The organism is Peteryoungia ipomoeae (assembly GCF_004912165.1).
Lineage (GTDB): Bacteria > Pseudomonadota > Alphaproteobacteria > Rhizobiales > Rhizobiaceae > Allorhizobium > Allorhizobium ipomoeae.
Genome location: NZ_STGV01000006.1, coordinates 228,713 through 251,023, shown reverse-complemented (window position 1 = coordinate 251,023; position 22,311 = coordinate 228,713). Strand labels below are relative to the sequence as shown.

General features: G+C 57.6%; 8 protein-coding genes. 1 reads left to right on the top strand and 7 read right to left on the bottom strand.

The window, feature by feature from the left end; genetic code table 11:
- Nucleotides 1-3: 3 nt before the first annotated feature.
- Complete coding sequence (locus FAA97_RS17770) at nucleotides 4-552, bottom strand: cytochrome b (RefSeq protein ID WP_246041547.1); 549 nt, start codon at nucleotides 550-552, stop codon at nucleotides 4-6.
- Between the two features lie 97 nt (nucleotides 553-649).
- Nucleotides 650-1,813 carry a type 1 periplasmic-binding domain-containing protein gene (locus FAA97_RS17765; RefSeq protein ID WP_246041546.1) on the bottom strand — a complete coding sequence of 388 codons (1,164 nt, stop codon included), beginning with the start codon at nucleotides 1,811-1,813 and terminating at the stop codon, nucleotides 650-652.
- Nucleotides 1,814-2,145: 332 nt separating this feature from the next.
- Here FAA97_RS17765 and FAA97_RS17760 point away from each other — a divergent pair, with 332 nt between their 5' ends.
- Nucleotides 2,146-3,111: a transglutaminase-like cysteine peptidase gene (locus FAA97_RS17760; RefSeq protein ID WP_136599895.1), complete on the top strand. Its 966-nt coding sequence runs from the start codon at nucleotides 2,146-2,148 to the stop codon at nucleotides 3,109-3,111.
- A gap of 87 nt (nucleotides 3,112-3,198) precedes the next feature.
- Here the strand turns inward: FAA97_RS17760 and FAA97_RS17755 are convergent, their stop codons facing one another.
- The 5 genes from FAA97_RS17755 to FAA97_RS17735 all read right to left on the bottom strand — a co-directional run bounded on the left by FAA97_RS17755 (nucleotide 3,199) and on the right by FAA97_RS17735 (nucleotide 21,937).
- Entirely contained in the window at nucleotides 3,199-3,855 is a 657-nt protein-coding gene (locus tag FAA97_RS17755) for a ribbon-helix-helix domain-containing protein (protein WP_246041544.1), read from the bottom strand.
- A 4-nt stretch (nucleotides 3,856-3,859) separates the two neighbouring features.
- A complete protein-coding gene (locus FAA97_RS17750) occupies nucleotides 3,860-5,152 on the bottom strand; it encodes an HlyD family type I secretion periplasmic adaptor subunit (protein WP_136599894.1) in 1,293 nt (430 codons plus the stop codon).
- The gene (locus FAA97_RS17745) at nucleotides 5,149-7,302 is read right to left on the bottom strand and encodes a type I secretion system permease/ATPase (RefSeq protein WP_136599893.1); all 2,154 of its coding nucleotides are present in this window, start codon (nucleotides 7,300-7,302) and stop codon (nucleotides 5,149-5,151) included. Before FAA97_RS17745 ends, FAA97_RS17750 begins: the two co-directional genes overlap by 4 nt.
- Before the next feature lie 21 nt (nucleotides 7,303-7,323).
- Nucleotides 7,324-8,676: a TolC family outer membrane protein gene (locus tag FAA97_RS17740; protein ID WP_136599951.1), complete on the bottom strand. Its 1,353-nt coding sequence runs from the start codon at nucleotides 8,674-8,676 to the stop codon at nucleotides 7,324-7,326.
- A 517-nt stretch (nucleotides 8,677-9,193) separates the two neighbouring features.
- Nucleotides 9,194-21,937, bottom strand: coding sequence for a DUF5801 repeats-in-toxin domain-containing protein (locus FAA97_RS17735; protein ID WP_136599892.1), 12,744 nt, complete (start codon nucleotides 21,935-21,937; stop codon nucleotides 9,194-9,196).
- Between the last annotated feature and the right edge of the window lie 374 nt (nucleotides 21,938-22,311).

Here is a 22,311-nt window from a genome sequence, read left to right as displayed (position 1 = left end):
TCCTCAAAGAATTCGGTAGAGCGTGGCGTCGCGCCGGATGATGTGGTGAAAGAGCGCGGCCGCAATGTGCAACGCGACGAGAGCCAATAAGGTCCATGCACTCCAGAAATGGATCGCGGACAGGATCGGAGCGATCTCAGGGCTTTTGCCAATGGGGCTCCAGATCGGGACAAGCCAGAACCACTGCAAGGGGAAACCGTGGGCATTGGTCGCCAGGAACCCGGAAACCGGCATGATGATCAGGAAGGCGTAGAGGAGGCCATGAACCGTGCTGGCGGCAAGCTTTTCCCCGCGAGGCGCGTCCACCTGAACCGCTCCGCCGCTCATGCGGATACCCAACCGCAGCAACATGAACCACAACACCAGGAAGCCGATGCTCTCGTGGACCACATAAAAATCAAGCTTCACCTGATCTTTGACGAAGCCAATCATCAGACCCAAAGGCCAGGTGACAAACACGAGCGCAACGACAATCCAATGCGCTATGCGCAATGCAGGAGAGTGGCGTTGTTCAACGCCTTTCGGGAGTTCCGATAACAAAGCGCTTGCCAAAACAACGTCCTCCGGCCCATCAGAATTTCCAGCTTGCAATGTAGATCAATTAGAAAATTCGGCAATGGAGACCCGTCACACACCTTCTTGACAAACGTTAAAGTGTTGGTGGCGCCTTCTGAAAGAAGACGTATGATCCTTTGGCAACTTTAAAGACGTCGCAGTTGCGCCGAACATCTCCATTCTCCTCAAAGCGGAAAATCCCGAGAGACCCCGAGAAACCGGAGGGGCTACGCAGGCGCTCCGCGGCAAATGCCCCGTCTCCGAAGGCATTGACGAGCCCAATGGCCATCGCCATGGCATCAAATCCGTAAGCTGCCGAGGTCGACGCCGGCAGGCCATACGTTGCCATGTAACGCCGGCCAAGCCGCGCCTCTATGTTCTGGTCGTAGCGGCAGACTATCGTGCCCGTCATTTTGGGGTCCACAAGATCCGACGCAGCAAGCGCTGTGCTTGCAACCTGACGGCGGCCAGGGCGCGGCGGCTTTGCACTGTCGGCCTTCTTCAAGACCACGCCTGGCGACTTCACCCCCGACATGAAAATCAGCAGATCCACCTTATTCCAGGATGCAAGGGAGCGTGCCGGTACATCGCCGCCAGACAGTAGCGCCACAGGTTCAACCTTCGCTCCGAACGCCTTGATCTGCTGCGCAAGCCGCTCGGCTGCGGGCACCTCGGTTTGCGACCCTGCAATCACCATGGCATGCGTTGCGCCTTCCGCCAGCGCAAAGGTCGATCCTTCCAGCAGGCTGTCGGTCGGGCTTGATCGGAACGGGTAGACATTCTCCGGCAAGGAGACATCATTGGTTTCGAAACTGATGACGGGAACATCGCGCCCGACCATGGCGGCCTGCACGGCGCTCAGTTCTGCGCCGCGCGCCGTCGTCATCAGAAGTCCGATACCCTGGGACGCCAGTGATCGTGCCGCAGTTTCAATGGCCGGGAGACTTTCCGCACTCTCCAGCATGGTCAATTTGACGATGTCAGAACCGAGGCTGCTGACAGCCAGTGCAGCGCCATCCCGAGCTTCACTGTCAGCCTGCCGCGCCGCATGATCGCTTCGACGGACGCCAAGATACCCGACGCGGACACGCCCTGCCCCCAGTGTCTGGTTGTAAAAACCGCCATTTCCGGGTGTCTTGGCTGCGGCTGCGGCACCTTCACTCTTCCCGCCCTCGGTGGGCTTCAGATCATCCGTCTGGCACCCCGCGATCAGCAGCATCCCCGTGATCGCGAGGAAGTGCCACGCCTTGCAAATCACACCTGATTTCCCAAAAGAATACATTGTCTGCAGCACCCTACCCGCTCCACCTTGGTTCGACCGTAAGCACTGCAGAACGTCCAAGCAAGGGAAGCAATGCACCATCTTCGGGGTAAACGTGCTCATCCAATGCGATCGCGACGGAAAAGCTCGGCTCCCCCACCCAAGGAAAACAGCACTGCATCAGGGAGACCTTGCCTAATGCTTGGTAAACGGAATACGCAGCATTTTTCTAAAGTATATCTCATTGATTTTCAATACTATACACCAGAAATACGAACCGTTATTTCATATGGATCGTGCATTCTTCGACCAACATCGGAGAAACCGCGATGCTCAAGAAAAAGAACAATATCGTCGCAGCCTCAGCTCTCGCCTTTGCCAGTATTCTGGCATCCGCTCCTTCGGCCCAAGCGACATCCACCGCAGTCTTGCTTCAGCACTCTTCCGCTGCGCAGATCCTGGCAATCGGGGTGACACCGCTTCGTTTTACGGGCCTGATTTCTGCGGCATCCGCACGGGTCGATGAGGGTCGCAAATTTGCTCTCGGCGCGCTGAGGTCCATGGGTACCGAGGTTAGCATTGCGGCACACTCTCCGGTTCCACCTGCCAATGACGACATCCTGACCGGTGCCATCTCCGGCAAGAAAGCCGCATCCGCACAGGCCCGCCGCCAAACCGGCGGCGATGTGTTCAATTCGGTTGCCATACCCTTCAGAAAGCTGGGCGCACTGAAGAAATCGGCTGAGACATTCCGCGAAATCAAAAATGGAAGCGCACTGGAATGCCAGGCTGCGCACTGTCGGGCGTTTGCCAAGGTATCGCTGATCAAGGCAGAAGCTGGCTCAATCCGGGCAAAACTGGATAGCGTCAACGCCGAGATCAACAACCGCATCCAGTATCGTCGCGACATCGACACCCATGGGCGCATGGATCAGTGGTCTTCCCCGTCGCAGACACTCGCCCGCGGAACAGGCGACTGTGAGGATTATGCCCTGTTGAAGATGGCCGTCCTTGCTGCCCGCGGCATTCCGCTTGACGATATGACCGTCGTCATCCTCTTCGACACAAAGCGCAAGTTCTACCATGCCGTCCTGTCGGTAGAGGTCAACGGCAACCACTATATCCTGGACAACATGCGCAATCAGGTACTGGCCGACAGCCAGCTTCCCAATTACCAGCCACTGTTCTCGATCTCGAACGGTCGCGGCTTCCTGCATGGAACCAAAACCAAGGGCAAGGCACTCGCCATGACGAGCCTCGACAACGTGGCTCCTGGAGAAGGCGGCGCGCTTTGACAGCATTGCCGTCGTCGACCTCTGGTACACAGATCTCACGCTCGGAAGCGGGATGGAACCAGGCTTAACTAGCGGAGAACCGCAGCCCTAGTGGCGAACGATGTAGCCGATGACCATGGGCTTGCGATGTGTGGGGACCATGGCGAGGTTAATCTGGCCGGAGAGCTGGCGCCCGCCGCAGCTGGCGGTAAAGCCTGTGGTGATCATCTTGCCCTTGCTCGCCAAAATCTCCAGGGCCTCTTCCACCTGCGTTTCCAAAACGAAGCGGAAGCCCGTCGATAGCTGAAGAACATTGCCGAGAGCAAGCCGTTGTTTCAGCAGTGTCACAAACGCCTCATTGAACAGCTGGATCTTCTTGTCCCGGGTCAGCACGATGACTGGGCTGGGGCAGGCATGCACCAGCGTGTTCAGCGTATCGGCCGAATATGCCGCCTGAAGATCGGAATAGCGGCGCCACATCCAGCGAAATGCCAGCACCCGCAACATGGACGCGAGATTGCTTCCCTCGCCAACCTGTACCGATGCCCGTTCCACGATATCCGACAAAGAGTGGCGCGAGCCGGCGACCAGAGACGCCAGACCATCCCAATAGATGGTTTCCAGCCTGATCCCCCGCCGCACGCCATCGGCGCAGGCGATCGCGCGGAATTTCGGTTCCGCATCGCCTTCTTCAAGCTCCGGCACGATCTGAGCCGCCAGATCACTGGCTTCAGATTTAGATGAATGGGGATCAGCGACGGTCATGGCCTCACCGCTCCGTCAGGGCCACGGACTGGGCCTTGTTGATCGGCTTCATCAGATAGCTCAGGATCGTCTTGCGCCCGGTCATGATCTCGGCCGAGGCCACCATGCCTGGAATGATCGGATAGCTGACGCCATTGCGCACCAGTTGCGACTCCTGCGTCTTCACCTGAACCAGATAGAAGGTTTCGCCCTTTTCCTTGTCGACGATACTGTCAGCAGAGACATTCGTGACTTCGCCTTCCAGCCCACCAAAGATCGAGAAGTCGTAGGCCGTGACCTTGACGATTGCCTTCTGACCGCGGCGGATAAAGGCCACATCGCGCGGCGAAATCTTCGCCTCGATCAGCAGCGTGTCTGCGGTGGGCACGATACCCGCAACCACCGTTCCAGGATCGACATAGGCGCCGATCGTATTGACCTCGAGTGTGTTGACGATGCCGTCCACCGGCGAGCGGATGTCGGTGCGGCTGACGCGATCAGACGCACCACGGATCGTTTCATCAATGACCGATAGCTCTGAAAGCGTCTGCGCCTTCTCGGTCAGAGCCTGCTGCCGAAGTTGCAACGACAACTCATCGACCTGAAGGCGGGCCTCTTCGACGGCACCCCGCAAGCGCTCGAGGCTCTCCTGGTACACCGTGATCTGGCCGCGTTGATCGGTCAGTTCCCGCTCCAGCGAAATGACCTCCGTCTGCGCCACCAGGCCCTTCTTGGCGAGTGGACTCATCAGATCGTACTGGCGCGTTGCCTGTGTGATGTTCTGCTCAAGGCGGGCGATATTGGCATGCGCTTCGCTCAGCTCGTTTTCCCGCTGGCGGACCCGCTCACGCAAAACTCCGGCCTTGTTCTCATAGGCTGCCTTGTTGGCCGCAAACAGCCGCTCCTCGTTTTCGCAGACACTGCTTGCAACTTCGAGTACTCTTGGCGGGCAGACGAACTGTTCGTCATAGGCGCCGGCCTCTTCCAGCGCCAACCGCGCAACCTTGGCACCGAGCGCGCGCGCCTTGGCCTCAGCCTCACCGAGCGAGGATTCCGTCGTCGTGTTGTTGATCTGCACGAGCAACTCGCCCTTGCGAACCACTTGGCCGAGCTGCACGGCGATCGTCTGAACAATACCCGCCTCGGACGACTGGATGATTTGCGTCTTGGAGAGTGGAATGACCTTGCCTTCCCCACGCGCGATCTCATCGATCTCGGCAATGGCCGCCCAAGCGACGAAAATCACGATCATGGCGCCGATCAGGCCAACGATCATACGCGCCATGAAAGGAGGAGCATCAACGATGGCACGACTCATGGCTTCATCCCCCTCGCCTGCATCGCCTCAATGACGGATTTCTTAGGCCCATCAGCCACGATCTTGCCCTTGTCGAGCACGATGAGGCGATCAACGAGATCGAGCATCGAAAAACGGTGCGTTGCCACCAGCAGCGTCGTATTCCGGTCGAAGGCCGTCGACAGACGGTTGAGCAGATGCCGCTCGCTTGCAAGATCCATGGCGCCGGACGGCTCATCCAGGAAGACAATCTTGGGCTTGGTCAAAAGAAGCCGGGCGATGGTCATCGCCTGCTTCTGACCATTGGACAGATTGTTGCCGCGCTCGCCAACCGGCATGTCGAAGCCACGGGGGTGACGAGCGACAAACTCCTCGACGCCAGTCATCCGGGCCACTTCGAGAAGTTCTTCATCGGTCGCATCGGCCCGACCAATCAACAGGTTCTCCTTGACCGTTCCGGAAAAGAGATCGGAGGACTGGCCCGCGACCGCAACGGAAGCACGCACCTCTGACATGTGATACTGACGAATATCCACGCCATCGATCAGTATCCGACCTTCGGACGGAACGAAGAGACCATCGAGCAGGCGACCGAGCGTGGTCTTGCCCGAGCCGATGCGACCGATAATGCCGATGCGCTCTCCGGGCGCGACGGTCAGCGAAAGTTTGCTGATAACAGGCTGGTCCGATCCCGGATACTGGAAGGACACATCCTGAAACGCAAAGCCGCCTTGCCTGATTTCGCGATTGACGAAGCCGACGGTGGCAGGCCGGTCTTCCGGCTGCTCCATGACCTGATCGAGAATGCGTAGCGATAGCGATGCCTGGCGAAACCGCGCCAGAGTCATGGCAATCTGCCCCAATGGAGCGCCGGCCCGGCTGGCCAGCATCACGGTCGCGATGATCGCGCCCATGGCAAGTCGCCCCTCGCTGAATTCATAGGTACCGGCGATGACGATGAGCACACCAACCAACTGCTGTATCAGGGCAGTCAGATTGATGGCATTTGTCGAGATATGCTTGATCTCTTCGCTGGTCCGGCTCGAATGCTTCATCAGCTCCTGCCAGCGGCGCAACATGGTTGCTTCGGCGCGCAAACTTTTCAGCGTTTCGATCGTCGAGATCGTCTCAACGAGCAGAGACTGGCGCTTGGAGGCCTCGTTCGCGGAGGCTGCCATCCGGTGACCGATCTTTGCCTGGGCGTAAAAGCCGATCGCGACGGACAGGATGAGCGCGACGGCCGGAATGACGGCCAGCCATCCGGAAATCAGGTAGATGACGATCAGGAACACGACGACGAAAGCGGTATCGATGACCAGACCGATCGTGTTCGACGTGAAGAATTCCCGCACGAACTCATATTGCATGACGCGGTTCGCATACTCGCCCGTGGACAGCGGCCGCGAGGCAAGCGTCGTGTTCAAGACCTTGTCGAAGATCATCTGGGACAGCCGTAAATCAGCGCTTCGCCCGGCGTGGTCGATCAGCGACGCGCGCGCTGTTTTCAGCAGAAAGTCGAAGAGATAGGCGACCATGATGCCGATCGCGAGCACCCAGAGCGTGGGGATCGCCTTGTTTGGCAAAACCCGGTCATAGACGTTCATGGTGAAAAGCGGCGAGGCCAGCGCAATCAGGTTGATAAACAAGGCCGCAACCACAACACGCAGATAGGTGCGCCAATAGGGCGCCAGTGCGCGCACCAACCAATGGCGAGATTCGATCTTCTCCGCCTCGCCAAGGACTGCCTCTTCGGCATCATTGCGATAAAACAGGGTAAAGGCAAAGGCGAATTGCGGGCCCATGGCCGCAAGCTCCTCGCGCCCAATTCGGGCAGCACCCGAGCCGTCTCGCAGATCGAGGGTGAAAACGCCATCCTCGCTGACATCGAGCAAGGGCAGCGTGCCGCCATCCTCAAGAACGACGATTGCCGGACAGTCGAAGTCCCCCGTTTTCAGTGCCCGCTGGCCAACCCGCGTGACCTGCAGGCCAATGCGCTCAGCCATATGTTCGACATCATCAGGTTCCAGCGACTCGACGATTTCGTCCGGCAGTCCGGAGAACAAGACAGTATCTGAGCTGGGCCGTCCATAGTAGGCAGCCACAGCTTTGAAGGACGCACGAAAACTTGCGCGGGCACGAGTGCCCGTCGCTTCTACCATGACATTCAACATTTCATCCTATTGGATGGGCGGTTACTGAAGCGGCGCCAGGAGGTCCATCGGAACACCCGCCTGTTGCCGCGGATCCCGCTTGGCATACCCCCCAGTCTGGTTTGCCTTCACGGAAAACTCGTTGCGCGCGTAAGCTTCTGACTGGCCGACGGGCTTGACACTCATCGACTTCAACAATGAACCCGAAGCGGCCAGGATTTTGTATTCGGCAAACAGCGCGGCAAAACGTGCCGTTTCGGCGACAATGCTCGTATTGAAGCGCGTGTTCTGCGCATCGAGCACGTCGAGCAGCGAACGCTGGCCGATCTTGAACTGCTCGCCGTAAGACGAGACGAGCTTCGCATTCTGCGACGACTGCGAACCGAGGATCTGCGAGAGTTCGCCACGGCTGCTGCGCTCGTTCCAGGCCGAGCGGACAGACTCTTCGATCTCCCGGTGAACCTGGTCAGACGCGAAACGCTGTTCGCTCGCACGGCGGATCTGCTCCTGCTCGCGAGCCTGATCGATACCGCCACGATAGAGGTTCCAACGCGCCACAAGACGAACCTGCACATCGTTGGTATTGCCCTGGCTCGTGCCAACATCGTTGCCGACGCTTGCCCGACCTTCAAGGTCGACGGTCGGTGCATAGTTGGAGCGCGAATTGCGCACCGCCGCATCAGCGGCATCGATATCGGCGCGGGCCGCATAAATCCGCGGATTGCTGGTTTTTGCAGCAGCAATGGCATCCTGTAGAGAACGCGGCAGGAACTTGCCCATCGACGGCGGCATCTTGGCATTGGTGATCGGCTCGCCCACCGTTTTCAGGAAACGGATCTTGGTCAGCTCCAGCTCTTCCTGGGCTTCGCGCAGACGGGCGCGCGCCGCATCCAGACGTTCACGCCCCTGCAGGGCGTCGACATCGGTCAGAGCGCCGCCGGAGATGCCCTGGCGGATGTCGCCGAGAATGCCACCGTGGAAATCGACATTCTGCTTGGCAATGCCGACGATCTTGGCCTGCAGGATATATTCAAGATAGTCCTGCACGACCTGAAGCGCGACGGTTTCCGAGCGATCCAGAACGCGGAACGACGCGCTGTCCACGCGAGAGGCCTGCTGATCGACCTGTGCACGACGACCGCCACCATCCAGCAGACGTTGGGTAACAGTCAGGCCGACTTCGGCATTCGAGAAGTTCTCATAATCCTGCGTGAGAGTGCCGGTGCTGTCATTCGACAGGCGACGTCGGCCAACGCTTGCCTCCAGATCGACAGACGGCAGATAAAGCCCGCGCGCCTGACGGAGTTCAAATTCCACCGCTTCCCGGTTTTCGACTGCCTGCGAAATCTGCGGATTGGTGGTCATCGCCTTCTGAATGGCTTCCTGCAACGACATTGCGCTCGCTGGAGACCAGGATGTAACTGCGATGGCGGCCGAGGTATACAAGGCTGCAAACAATGTCTTCTTGATAATCAATTTAGTGCCCCTACCCAATTCTTAGGTGAGGCTCGTTATATACCGGCACACTGGAGCCTGGGAAGTCTATTCGACCAGTCCAAAATATACACCCAATTTTGATCGGTTAGAAATACCAAGTGGATTAAGGGATGAGGGAAGGAATATTTTTGTGCCTTTCAGACAGCGTCTGCGGGATCCACTCGTTCAGAGTGCCTGCAAAGCGATTCGTTTTCCTCTTAACTAGGAATTTTAACCCCTGCTTTTCTGGTGTTTTTTAGTTAACAGCCGCCGGTTTCGAAAGAACCTGTCGCCGTTTCGCAACAGACGAAATCGACCTGATCGGGCTCGCGCTCCCAGCCTGGTCGACGATCGAGACCATCGAGAGACCATGCCGCTCGAATCGTGAACGAAAAAAGGGGCCCTTGCGGACCCCTTCTCCATCTTTGATCACGGATCAGCCATGCAGGTCCGGATTGATCGTGGTCGAATGATTGTCGTCGAACAGGATCTTCACCGCTTCGGTGTGGTTCTGCAGGACCGCGACATCCTTCCATCCGCTTTCGCCCATATCGACACTCAGCGTCGTATCCGTGCCATCGGTCGCGACCTTCACATGCTCAGCCATCTGGCTTGCATCCGCTTCGGCACCAAGCAAGGTGTCGAGGAGGGCTGATACATCGAGCGCATCGCCTTCAGACAGACTGTAGTCGGTGATGACATCGGCGACATCGAATTCGCTGAGCGCCGTCGCATCGAAGACGAAGGTGTCAGCGCCGGCACCGCCGGTCATCACCACCTGGCCCATGCCGCCATGCAGGATGTCGTTGCCATCCGTTCCCATGACGGTCAGCGGATCCGCATCCGATCCGAAGATCGCGTCGAAGCCGACTTCCATGAAGTCACCCGTCGAGCCATCCGCGAAGGTGAAGGTGCCCTTCGAGAAGACCGTCTGACCGTCTTCCTCACCGCCGGTGTTATCGGTGGTCAGCGATATGCTGGTGACACCGTTGTCGATGAGGCTCGACAGCTCACCTTCGTCGCTGATGCCGTTATTGTCAGCATCAACCCAAATCGAAAGCTTGGAGAAGGCATCGTCGCTTGCATCGATCTTGCCATCGCCATTCGTATCGAGCGAAGCCAGAGCCGCCACACCGCTCGCATATTTCCCGCCGTTGAAGTCCGGCGTGAAGATTTCCGAGCCGTTGTAGATCAGACCGTTGCCATCGACGTCATAGGCGAGGATGCCGTCGTCGCTCGTCCAGGCGATCTGATCCTTGTGGCCGTCGGCATCGATGTCGAACGTGACACCGTTGTCGATCGACGAGAGGGCGAAGCCGTTCTTGTCGAGGTCGAGGACGACGGGGTCGGTGACGTTGCTGTAAGCGTAAAAGCTATTTTCGGCTAAGTTCTTCACCTGGTCAGCCGTTACACCTTCCAGAATAGCAACCAGCTTACGATCCTCCTTAGTGTACCAGTTGTCATCGAACCAGACCTCAGCGCGCCCCTTGTCCGAGTTGTAAACCACGACGTAGGTATTGTCGGCGTGGTTGCTACCATTCTGGCCGCCAATCGCCGCTTTAATATGGGCCTCTGCCTGCTGTGCAGTTATCACCACGACCCTGTTGTCGAAGCCATTGCTGTTACCCCAAGCCATATCTGAAGACGTCTTGACGTCACCGCTATGCAACGTTGAGCCAGCACTGGTACTGCCGAAATTGACACTCCCATTACTAGAGTTGCTGGCGGTCCCGTTATCCAGAAGCCCAATCTGATCAGTTCCGATCTTGAAATCCTTGATCGTGTCGGTACCCGAAGTCGTGCTCAGCTTAAACAGATCGGCTCCGCCGCCGCCGAACAAGATATCATTTCCGGCTCCACCACTGAGTTTATCGTTGCCAGAACTGCCGACCAGCACGTCGTTTCCATCATTGCCGTTCAGGTTACCTGAGCCAATCAGAATATCGGCACCAGATGTTCCGTTCAGACTGCTTTTGTATTCGACGTTCGCTGTCACAGATGACGACATGCCGCCATGATTATCGGCAACGGTGTACCTGAAGGAGCCACCTTCGGGGTTCGATATACCCCAGATCGACGGTTTGTCGGAGTATGTGGTCGTCGAGCCTGTGTCGGACACAACGTCATCATCGGACCAGACACCGGACTGCGCCGAACTCGGATCCGCAGTCACCGAAAGCACGTCCCCCACGTTTGCGTCACTATCATTCAGCAGCAGAACCCAATCCGGGATGACCGTGGTGTATGAGTTCGTGATGATCGTCTCACCGACAGCCGTCGGTGCGGCGTTGTTGGCAATCCCCGTGACCGTCCACGACACCTGAGCAGAGGTCGCTGCCAATCCATCAGACACCTGATAAGAAACGGTGACAGTTGTCGTCGCACCAGCAGCAAGCGAAGTATAGGCGCTGTTCGTTGGATCGAGCGTGAAGGTCTTGTTCGTCTGATTGTATGTGACACCAGCTGGCAATGCACCAATGTTGACAACCGAAAGTGTCGAGCCTTCGGGGTCTGTGGCGTTTGCAAGGGCGTTCAGTGTGGAGGTCACTCCACCTTCAGTCGCAACGCCGGTGACGGGAGCAGTGACAACTGGCGCGTCGTTGGTACCCAGGATGTGGATCGACACCGTCTGCTTCGTGCCATCGATCGTCTCGACCACAAAGGAGTCGTCGAGCTTCATGCCCGGCTTCAAGGCATCGACCGTCGGATTGGCATTGTTGATGACATAGCTCCAGGTGCCTGCGGCATCGATCGAGAAGGTGCCGTAGGTCGAGGTGCCGGAGGTCACGACCTTCCAGGTGTCCGGCGTGTTGTCGACATCGCCGGCGTAGAGGTCACCCGTATAGGCGGTCGTGGTGTTTTCCGCGACATCGCGGCCAACAATCCCGGTAATTACCGCAGGGTCGTTCACCGGCGCCACGTCGATGGTCACCACAGCCGTTTGGGCCGGAGAAACATCCTCGTTGCCATCCTCAAGCAGGACCTTGAAGGAGGCCGTGTTCTGTTCCGCGCCGTTATGCACGAAGGTCACCTGGCCCGACTGGAGCTGCTCGCCGGTAAACTGCCAGGCGGGAGCCCCGTTCACATGGATGCCTCCATGCAAACTTTCGGTCACCGCGAACGTGACACCGGACGGCAGATCGTCGACATCGGTGAAGCCAAGATCGGCGATGGTGACGGGCACGCTTTGGCCTTCAACAACATTCAGAGCCAAATCACCGGTGATCACCGGAGCGTCGTTTGTACCCTGGATGTAAATCGAAATCGTCTGCGGCGTGCCGTCGATCGTCTCTACCTTGAAGTAGTCGGTAATTTTATCACCAGGCTTCAATGCATCGACGGTCGGATTGGCGTTGTCGATGACATAGCTCCACGTGCCGTGCACATCGATGGAGAAGGTGCCGTAGGTCGACGTGCCGGAGGTCACGACCTTCCAGGTGTCTGGCGGGTTATCCACATCGCCGGCATAGAGTTCACCGGAGTAAGCGAGGCTGATGTTTTCCTGGACCTCGCGACCGACAATACCAGAGATGCTTGCGGGATCGTTGACCGGGGTGACTTCAAAGGAGACTGTGCCGACACTCGCCTGGAAGTCGTTCACGCCATTGCTCTGGCCGTTGTCCGACACCGTGTAGTCGAACGAGGCCGTGCCAAAGAAATTCGGCGTCGGATAGAACAGGATGTCGTTACCAGCGATGATCGCGGTCCCGCCGACGACGTTCGACAGAGCCGTGATCGTCAGCGTCTGACCGTTTTCATTGGCCGGACCCGCGCTGTCGTTGCCAAGCAGCGAGGCGATGCTGATGACGCGAACGCCGCTGTCTTCCGCAACAGACGAAAGGCTGTCATCTGCCGCAGTCGGATTATCATTCACTGCCGCAACATTAACAGTCACGACGATGTTCGAGCTATCGCCATCGTCATCCACCACTGCCACGGTGAAGGTTTCAGTACCATGCCAGTCCTTGGCTGGCTGATAGGTGAAATTGCCATCCGCCTGCAGCGTGAGTGTCCCGTTTTCCGGCCCCGTCACGAGCTCGAACTGACCGCCCTCTTCGCCGGCCGTTGCGATAATCTTATCGCTCACGCTGTTATCTTCCAATGTCTGGAAGGTCTGAGCCTCGCCGGCGGGAACACCATCGAGCGTCACAGTGAACTTGCCCGGGGCGAGCGAAACGGCGTCGCCGTCGCGGTCTTCAGCCTGGATAAGCGTCGAGAAGTCGATGACCTTGTCACCAGGGCCGTCAACCGGCTTGTTCAGCGTGAAGGTACCCTGGCCATTGGCCTGGAGCACCAACGTGAAGACCACAGTCGAGCCGACCTTGGCCGTGACGGTGTTCCCTTCAATTTCGTAATCCAGATCATTGCCGCCGTATTTCAGGCCCTCTGCTCTGAGGGCCTCCACTGATGCAGAGGTGTCCTTCAGGGTGAAGGCGATAGGCTGGTCAGCACCAACAGTAACGAGGCTGCCGATATTGAACGCAACTGGCGCTGTGCCCGTCTGAGAGCCTTCGACGCCCCCCAGACTATCAATCAAGTCAGCGAATTCTTTGACCAGAGTGGTGTCTTTCAGGTCCTGGGCGGTGCCATTTTCGACCTGACCGAGAACAGTCAGGTTCGGAGCGGAACCGACCGCAAAAGCTTCGATTTCGAAGGCCTGGTCACCCGGGCGATTGCCCTGCTGGACGATAGCTTCAAGCTCTTCCTTGATAGCATCCATCGCCTCAATGGGCGTGGCATTGTTATCGCCGACGGCCCTGTTTGGCAGGCCATCCGAGATGAAGATCAGCTGGTTGACATCGGCATCCGGGATCGTGCCCGGGGGAACTGGAGCCGTTTGGACAGTGTCGAGATCAACGTCCCCGCGACCGGAAGTCACACGGAATTCGATGTAGGCGATCTGCTTTCCAGCATTTCCATCCAGTCCCACAATCGTCAGCGGGGCGTCATGACCCGAGACCGGCAAAGAACCTGTTTGTGCCAGAGAACCATCGACGAAGTATGCGGTATACTCGAAGTTGGTGACCCCAGAACTCGCCTGACGGTCAAGATTGAATGTCGCGCTCGTCACCGGAACGCCATTGAAGCTTTCCCTGTTATGGTAAGCGCCGTCGTTGTCGAAGTCGTTGAACGTTCCAAAGTCAAAACGCAGCACCTCCGTCGATGGAGCAGGCTCAAGGTCATGCGGCTCGGAATTGTTGCCGTTATTGCCGTCCACACCCCAGCCATTGGTGATATCACCGTCGGCGCTGCGCAGATGACCAACCTGGTTAGCAGGCGCAACCCAGCCTGAGACCAGCGCAAACTGCGTAGAACCATTGCCGATAATGAAAGCCTTATCGGTATTGCCTTGGCCCTGGCCCTGGCCGTTCGCATTTGCGTCGAACTCCTTGAGTTCGCTAGTCACATTGATGGTCTTGGACGGAATGCCTTCAATCCACTGCAAGGCCTGCTGCAGACCGGCCTCATAATTGGTTTCACCACCAAAGTTGAGGTCTTCGATATCGTCAAACGCGCGCTGAAGCTCATTATCGTCGGGGCCATCAGCCTTGATAAGGTCATAGGTACCGATCGGCGCCGCATTGTCCCCAAACTCCACGAGGTGAACACGGACCAAATCGGCTCCAGACCCCTCAAGGCTCTCAAGAAAATCCTTTACCTGTGTTTCGATCTGCTCGGCGGTCACGCTGCCCGACGTATCAATGACGAGGACGAAGTTTGCGACCTTGCCTGGTACCGGCTCAACAACGACAGGCGCATCAACCTTGACGTTGACAGATTCGCCAGCCTTAACGGCCGGAATATCGTCCTGCACGTTGATCACGAACTTGCCGGGGGTGAGCGACACCGTATCGCCATCGCCGTCCTTGCCGACGATGTAGGCTGAAAGATCGAGCGGGAGGGAGTTTTCGGTGTTATCGTCCGTTGTACCATACAGCGACGGATGATCGATCTGGCCATTGAGTTCGAAGCCATAGGTCTTGCCATCATCGCTCAACTTGAGCGTGAAGACTGGGCTGTTATCAGCGGTACCCGTCAGCGTTTTGCCATCACTGCTCACCGTAATCTGGATCGGCTTGCCCTGCGAGGTCAGCTCCGGCGCGCCACTGGCAGGTGCCTTCAGCGAAATCGCCTCGCTTGCATGCGCACCGTCAGCACCAAAATTGAACAGCGCCTTGAGGTCGGCAACCGTCACGGAGGTGGTGGCACTGTTGGTGCCCTGGACTTCGCCCGCCAAGGCGGTCGGCTGCGCGTCCTTGGCAGCACCCGGCAAACCGTCTTCATCGACGGAAAGCGAGATCGAGCCGGACTTCACGCTCGGACCGTCATCACGGAACTTGATGACCGAACCGAGATCAGCACTCTGGCTATGTATATCGCCATCGCCGTCCTTGATCGTCACCGAAAGCCTCAAAACACCCGCGGTGATCTGGGACGACAATTCGTCATGGCTGGTCGTATCGGTGTGCTTAATCCCACTTAGCTGTGTCACTGTCACTTCGCCGGTGGCGGCATTGACGGACACGGTGAAGATTACGGGCGAAGTCGCGCCGACACGGCCTTCGATCACGCCGTTGTTGTTGTACAGACGGATGGCCATGTTCGATGCCGGATCGACAAGTCCGGTGTCAACACCACCCGTAGACACTGAAAGACCATAGACCTTGGCGCCCTGCGCTGCCGCGCCATCAGCCCCGTAGTTAAAGACCTGGTCAAACACTGCCGACGCCGCGACAGTGGCCGTGCCGAGGTTTCCGCCGAGCTCGTCAACCTCGTCAGTGGCCGGAACGCCATCGGTTTCGTCGATGACGATCTCAGCACCCTGCCTGCTCGTCAGCGTGACCTTGGGGCCATCGTCCTTGAAGCCGATCTTGTCGCCGATTTCGACGCGCTGTTCGACCTTGTCGCCATCGGCATCCTCGACCGACACAGTAACGCGCAGCGTATTCTTGCCAAGGGCCAGAAGTTCGTTGTGGCTGTCACCGCCATTTGGATGCTGAAGCGCCACATATTGCGCAATGGTGACGACGCCTGTGGTCGGGTCAATGTGAATGGCGAATGCCGCAGGATCCTTGTCGCCGACCGACAGGTCTCCATCTGCGCCATCGTAGCGGCCAACCACGAGTGTCGGGCTCACTTCGAAAAGGGTGATCGGCTTGCCGCTTGTGGTGAAGAGCCCAGACGAAATCTTGTCGCCGCCTGGTACATCAATTGCGTAACGAACAGATCCCTGACCATCCGCACCGTAACGCGGATCGACGGTGACGATCGCAGTTGCGGACTGGGCAACGCCGATCGGCGATCCGCCGGCGTGCGGTACACTCGGGAAGCTGCTGTTCACGTCATTTTCCTGCAGGCCTGCAGTCTCGTCATGCACAACCACAGTGCCAGTCGGGACCGTCACCTTCGGATCCGGCATGTCGTCGTCGATGGTGACTTTCAGCGTACCGTTGGCCGTGTCGTTGTCACCATCTGTGACACGATACTTGATGGTGAAATCGACGTTGTTTTCCTTATTGTCTCCGTCATCACCGTTCAACGACGGGTGACGGATTGGGGCCAGTTGCGTGACAGCGTAGACTCCGGTTTGAGGATCAATGACAACCTTCAAAACAGGAACGTCCTTGTCGCCCTGCGCCTGCATCACCACCAGTTCCGAAGCAGTGTGTGGCGACACCTTGAACCCGAGGTCTTTCGGAAGATCCACGCCGGTCAGCGCAATCGACCCACCGTCTGTGCCGAAATGATGCGACAAGGTGCCGGTCGAGTTATTCGGCGCTTCATTGTCCCAGTCACCGCCGTCGATGCCGTTCGGTAGATCGTCGTCTTCAAGAACGACAGTCTCGTTGGCTCCGACTTTCGGGCCATCGTCACGGAACTGGATGATCGAACCGAGATCGATGCTGTCGTGATCGGTGTCGTTATCACCATCCTTGACGGTGACCGTCAGCTCGAGCTTGGCGCTCGTGATCGCCCTAGATAGTTCGTCATGTGAGTTCTTGTCCGAGTGCTCGACGGCGCGCCACTGCGTCACCGTGACTTCGCCGCTCTCAGCGTTGACTGCGATCGTAAACACGACGCGACCACCGGAGATCTGGCCCTCGATCACGCCGTTTTTGTCAACGAGCATTACTTTCTCGTTGGTTACCGCATCAAGCAGACCCGATTCCCTGTTCGCACCCTTGATCGCCAGAGAATAGACTTTCGACGCCTGGCTGGCAGCACCGTCGGCGCCGTAGGAGACAGACTCAGTGAACAGCGACTTGGCAGAGATCTTGACTGAGCCCAGATCGTGACCGACACGGTCGGTTTCCAGGTTGCTTTCCCGAACTCCATCCGTCTCGTCTATGATGATCGAGGCCTTCTTGTTTAGGGTCAGCTTGACGCTCGGACCATCGTCCTCAAACTGGATACGATCACCGACGGCGACCTTGCTGACGGCCTTGTCGCCGTCGAAGTCGGTGACGGTCAGAATGGCATTGATCTTACCGGCAAGCGTCTGCAGATCCGTCGCGGAAATACCATCATTCGCATCGTTGGACTCGTCGTGATCGTACGCGTCATCGTGTTTGATCGAAACATACTGGACCATCGACAAAGTGCCGTCATCGGCAATGTGGATCGCGAAGGCCGCGTCACCCTTGTTGCTACCCCCGGCATGGCCGTGTCCGTGACCATGTGTCTGGCTATTGCTACGACCGTCTTCGTAGCGGCCGACGATCAAATCACCCTCAACATAGAGCTTGATGGTCTTGCCATCGGTGGTCTTCAGGCCGGAGTCGAGCCCGTCGCGACCGGTCAGCTCGAGCGACCAATCGACGTCGACATCGTCGTCTGCACCGCCGTTGATTATCGCCTTCACGAAATTCTCTTGCCGGGCGAATTGCGGATCCATGTCACGGTCGGAACCGACGTCGCGAAGGCCTCTAAAGATTGCAATAGCATCCCTGACATCGTCATTCTGGCGATCGTCGGTCTCGTCGACGATCAACGTTTCACAGGTGTTTTCCGCTTTTGCCGTAGGGATATCATCCCGGATTTCGATATTGAAGGCACCATCAAGCGTAATGGAGTCGCCGTCGTAGTCGGTGACCTTGATGATCTTGCCGAAGTCGAGGTCGGTGACATCGAAGCGCGACGACCCGTCCTGGAGGTCAAAGTTCTCACCCTTCGCCCAGTCGTGATCCAGCTGATCGTGCAGTTCGAACTCGTAGGAGCCGTCCTGGTTCAGCGTCAGCTTGAACACCAGGCGATCGCCGTCACCAAAACCTGGGCCGCCACGGTCGTTGTCATAGGCGTAGAGAACACCATTCTTCACTTCATAGCTGAGTTCTTCGCCCTTTGACGACAAGCCGAGGCGATCCATGACCTGCGCGGCATCACGACCATCGATGAAGGAGAAGCGGACCGTGTCGTCCGCACCGCCATTGACGAGGCGCGTCAGCGAGCCAGAGATGAAGGCTGGCCCCCTATCTGCGCTCGGCGGATTGCCTGTCAGCGAGTCATCATTCTGATCGCCGTCGTTCGGGCTCGTACCCCTCGAATCCCGCGTCGCGATGTCGTCTTCGTCAACGGTGCGGGTTTCCTTCTTGCCGCTCAGCTCCGGAACATCGTCGCGGATCTTGATAGAGAAGGCATCATTCAGAGTAACGCTATCGCCATCGTTATCGGTTGCCTTGATCAGCGAGCCGAAATCGATTGCCGTAACATCACCCTCAATTTTATCCTGAAGGTCTTCATTTTGATCTGCATCGGTCTCACGATCCCACCGGTCATCGCGGGGGGCATCATGATCCAGCTGGTCATAAAGGCTGAATGCGTAGGAGCCGTCCGCCTTGAGTTCCAACGTAAAGACCAGACGATCGGCGGCCGACTGGTAGGCGCCGTCGCTATTTTCGTTGTCGAAAGCATAGAGAACACCATCCTTCAGCTCGTAGCTAAGGGGCTGGCCCTTCGAGGACAGACCAAGGGTCGTCAGCGTGCTGACAACTGTCGCGCTCTCGATGAAGGAGAAAGTCACCTTGTTATCGGCACCAACCTTAACCAGGCCGGTGAGCGAACCGGAGAGGAAGGCCGGGCCTGTGCTCGCACTCGGCGGATTGCCGGTATAGGTTCCGTCACGGTTGCCGTCATTGGGACTCGTGCCAAGCGATGCACCCGGGTGAGCCGAACCGATTGTGCTGATGTCGTCTTCGTTGGCCGTTTCCTCGATCGGGCAGACCTTGGCCAGCTCAGGTTTGTCGTCAACGACGGTGACCTTGAAGCTGCTGGTTACCGTATCCCCGTCGCTGTCGGTGGCGTTGAAATTGAAGGTTAGGTCCAGGCTGTTTTCAGAGTTTGTGCCGTCATTGGCATGATCAAGCGGCTTGACCAGGGTAAAGGTGTAGGCACCCTTGTTATCGACCCCCGTATCCGAAAGCTCGACATAGAATACGACGTTTTCCGCGCCGTCACCCGTGGCAGCGGTCGGCGCATTGTTGCCAGTGTAAGCAATAAGCGTACCGTCCTTGAGAACCACAGTGTTCACTGGCATGCCGAGCGAAGTGAACTTGCCGTCCAGGCCGCCGCTGATGGTCACGTCTTTGCTGACAAAGCTGACGGAGCGATCGCCAAGGCCGCCCGAGCCATTGTTGCCGTTGTCGGAACCCCAGTTGATCGAGAGGCTGCCGGTGGCCTGGCCGGCCAGATTGTTTGGAGACTCAGTCTCGTCATTGCCGTTGGCTGCTTTTTCATCTTCGACTGTCGTGGCAACGGGGGCAACGATGACCGGAGCGTCATCGTCGATCGTTATGGAGAAACCGGACGTCGCCTTGTCGCCGTCGCTGTCAGTTGCAACAACCTTGAAATCTATGCGCAGATCATCCTCGGTCCCGGCTACCGCGTGGTCGAGGTTTTTATAAAGAGTGAAGGAATAGGATCCGCTTCCGCCATCACCCAGGCCGATCGTAAAAACAACCTGTGACTGCTGTGGCGGAAAGTCCCCCACCACTTCGCCGGTGTAGCCCCACACATAGTCGCCATCTGAAGACACCCACATCTTTACGGTTTCACCGTTGTGTGTCAGCGGCGAAGGTGTCGAGGCCCCGTCCTGAACAACCTGAACGACCGCACCGGTCTGGAAGACTGTACCGGCACCAACAGCCGTAAGACTAACAGATCGATCCGCAGAACCGTCGAGGAAGCCCTGGTTATCATCCGCACCCCAGTCTATGTTGAGGTTGCCGTACACCACACGGCCTCCATCCCAGTTGTTGTAGAAGCCGGAACCAGTCCCAGGCCACGGCAGATCATCTGCAGCAGGCGTGTCCGCATAGCTGTCGCCGGAGTTCCCGATCCCGGGGCTCTGCTCCTTGCCCGGAATATCCTCTTCGTCAATCGATGCGTTGGTCGGCGCGGATTCAAATACCGGGCTGTCGTCATTCACGTTGACGGTAAATTTGGAGCCGGCCGTATCGCCATCACTATCCTTGGCCGTGAACTTGAAGCTAATGGAAAGATCTTCCTCTGCCTCTGGGCTCGTTCCGGAAACCTGGTGGTCCAGGTTGCCGTATAGGGTGAAATCATAAGTGCCGTTAAGAACATCGGACAATGTCACGGTAAATACGACATGCCCCTGAACGTTCTCAAAATACGGAGAACTGATACCGCCTTCGAAGAACTTGGCGCTTACAAGGCCGCCCTTGTCGCCGCCATCGTAATACGGCTTGTAGGCATAAACGGTGATGCCATCATCAGATAGCTTGTATTCAAGGTCCACACCATCTGACGAGAGCCCCTGCTCTACCAAATCGTCCAAGGTGCCTTGCGTGAAGGCAACGCCGCGATCGTTAACCGCATCGGTAAGCCCACCATCGACAACCGCATTGCCGTTGTCAGCGCCCCAGTTGATACCAAGCGAGCCCTGCACGGACGGGAACGGCGATGACGGCTCATCGGACGGCGAAGGCGAAATCTCGGAAGAAGGCTCACCATCAAAAACGGCTCGGTCTCCTTCGGGAACTTCGTCAAAACCTTCAGGCAGCTTATCCTCATCGACAAATCCAGGCGTCGGCGCGCCAAAAGACGGCGCATCGTCGAGAATGTCGACCTCGAAATCGCCAGTGACGCTGTCGCCGTCATTGTCGGTCACTGTATAGTTGAAGCCAAGACGGATGATGTCGGAGGCGTCAGCCTGGCTGTCATCGGCGCCAGCATCCGGGTGGTCGAGCTTGCCGATCAGCTTGAACGTGAAGTCGCCGCTCGTGCGATCGTCGACGGTGATCTCAAAAATCGGTGTCTTGACGCCATCAACGACAATAAAGCCGCGCAGGGCGAGAAAATTGAGGGCGGTGCCAGTGGGTGCCGGGAAAGTCTCGAACTGGACCGGCAAGCCACCGGATGTCAGAGATAGCGTGGTGCTGCTACCGTCACCTTCTTCATCGACATTTCCTGCCCCGGCAAAACCGATCGCGGAAATCGTGCCATCATCCGGACCCGGATTAAACGGCAATCTTCCGCTGAAGCTTTCATTGCCGGCAACGCCATCGGCAATAAACGCTTCGTCAAAACGGAAGGACCCTTCTAACGCGCCATCGATTGAAGGCCGGCCATTGCCGCCGAAGATCTGCGCAGTGCGGAACTCGTCGCCAAAGCTCGTGTCACCGAGCAGGTCGATCAGTCCGAGCTCAGCCGGGCCGTCGCCATAAGGGTCGTCGTTGAAGTCGGCACCGTTGCTGGGCGAACCGGCCTGGGCGCTGAAGCTGCCGTCCAGACCCGCCGCAACGTTGATGTTGCTGTCCTCAAGCGCTGCAAAGAGAACCACCTGAGGCAGTTCGACTTCACCGATCACGAACGTCGGAATGTTGGCCGCGCCACCCTGCACCGTGATTTCGGTCCCATCGGCGAGAACGAGTACCAGGTCGTTTCCGGCAACTTCGAACTCCAGGTTGTCGAGATCGACAGTGGCAGGCAGCGTCACCACATTGTTATCGTCAGGCTTGACGAGCGTCGGGATGGCTGTCGGTGCGGCCTCGACGGGAGCTGCATCCGTCGAGACAGACGATGCCGGGTCAGCCTGAGCAATCTCCAGAGCATCCTCAGCCTCGGGCAGGATGTTCAGATGCTGTTCAGCCACTTCACTGAAGTCGGTATTCGCGGAAGTATTGTCGATGCCAGACTGGCGGAGATCTTCGATGGACATGGTTACTCACCCCTTAACGCTTTGTCGGCATTAAAATCCCGGGCGAGATCGGGGCGCAACGCTTTCTTAACCCCTTCGATATAACGGGTTATGCATCCAGCGACCATTATTGAAAAATCTGTTAACGGATAGACGAAATCCGTTTTGATTTCTGCAATTTTAATAAAATTCCAACAATAAATCAGTTGGATATCCGCTATACTCAACGAGCATGAAGTATCGTCGAACGATCCTTCATGAAATCAGGCGGGGGCCAGTGTGCCCCTTGTAACTTAGATTTTGCCGTTTCTGGTATAGTGCCAGTTGCGGTGGCGGACGGGAGACCGATCCCCCTCTGGGACGCCAAGCCCGTGGGTGAGCAAGGGTCCTCGTCC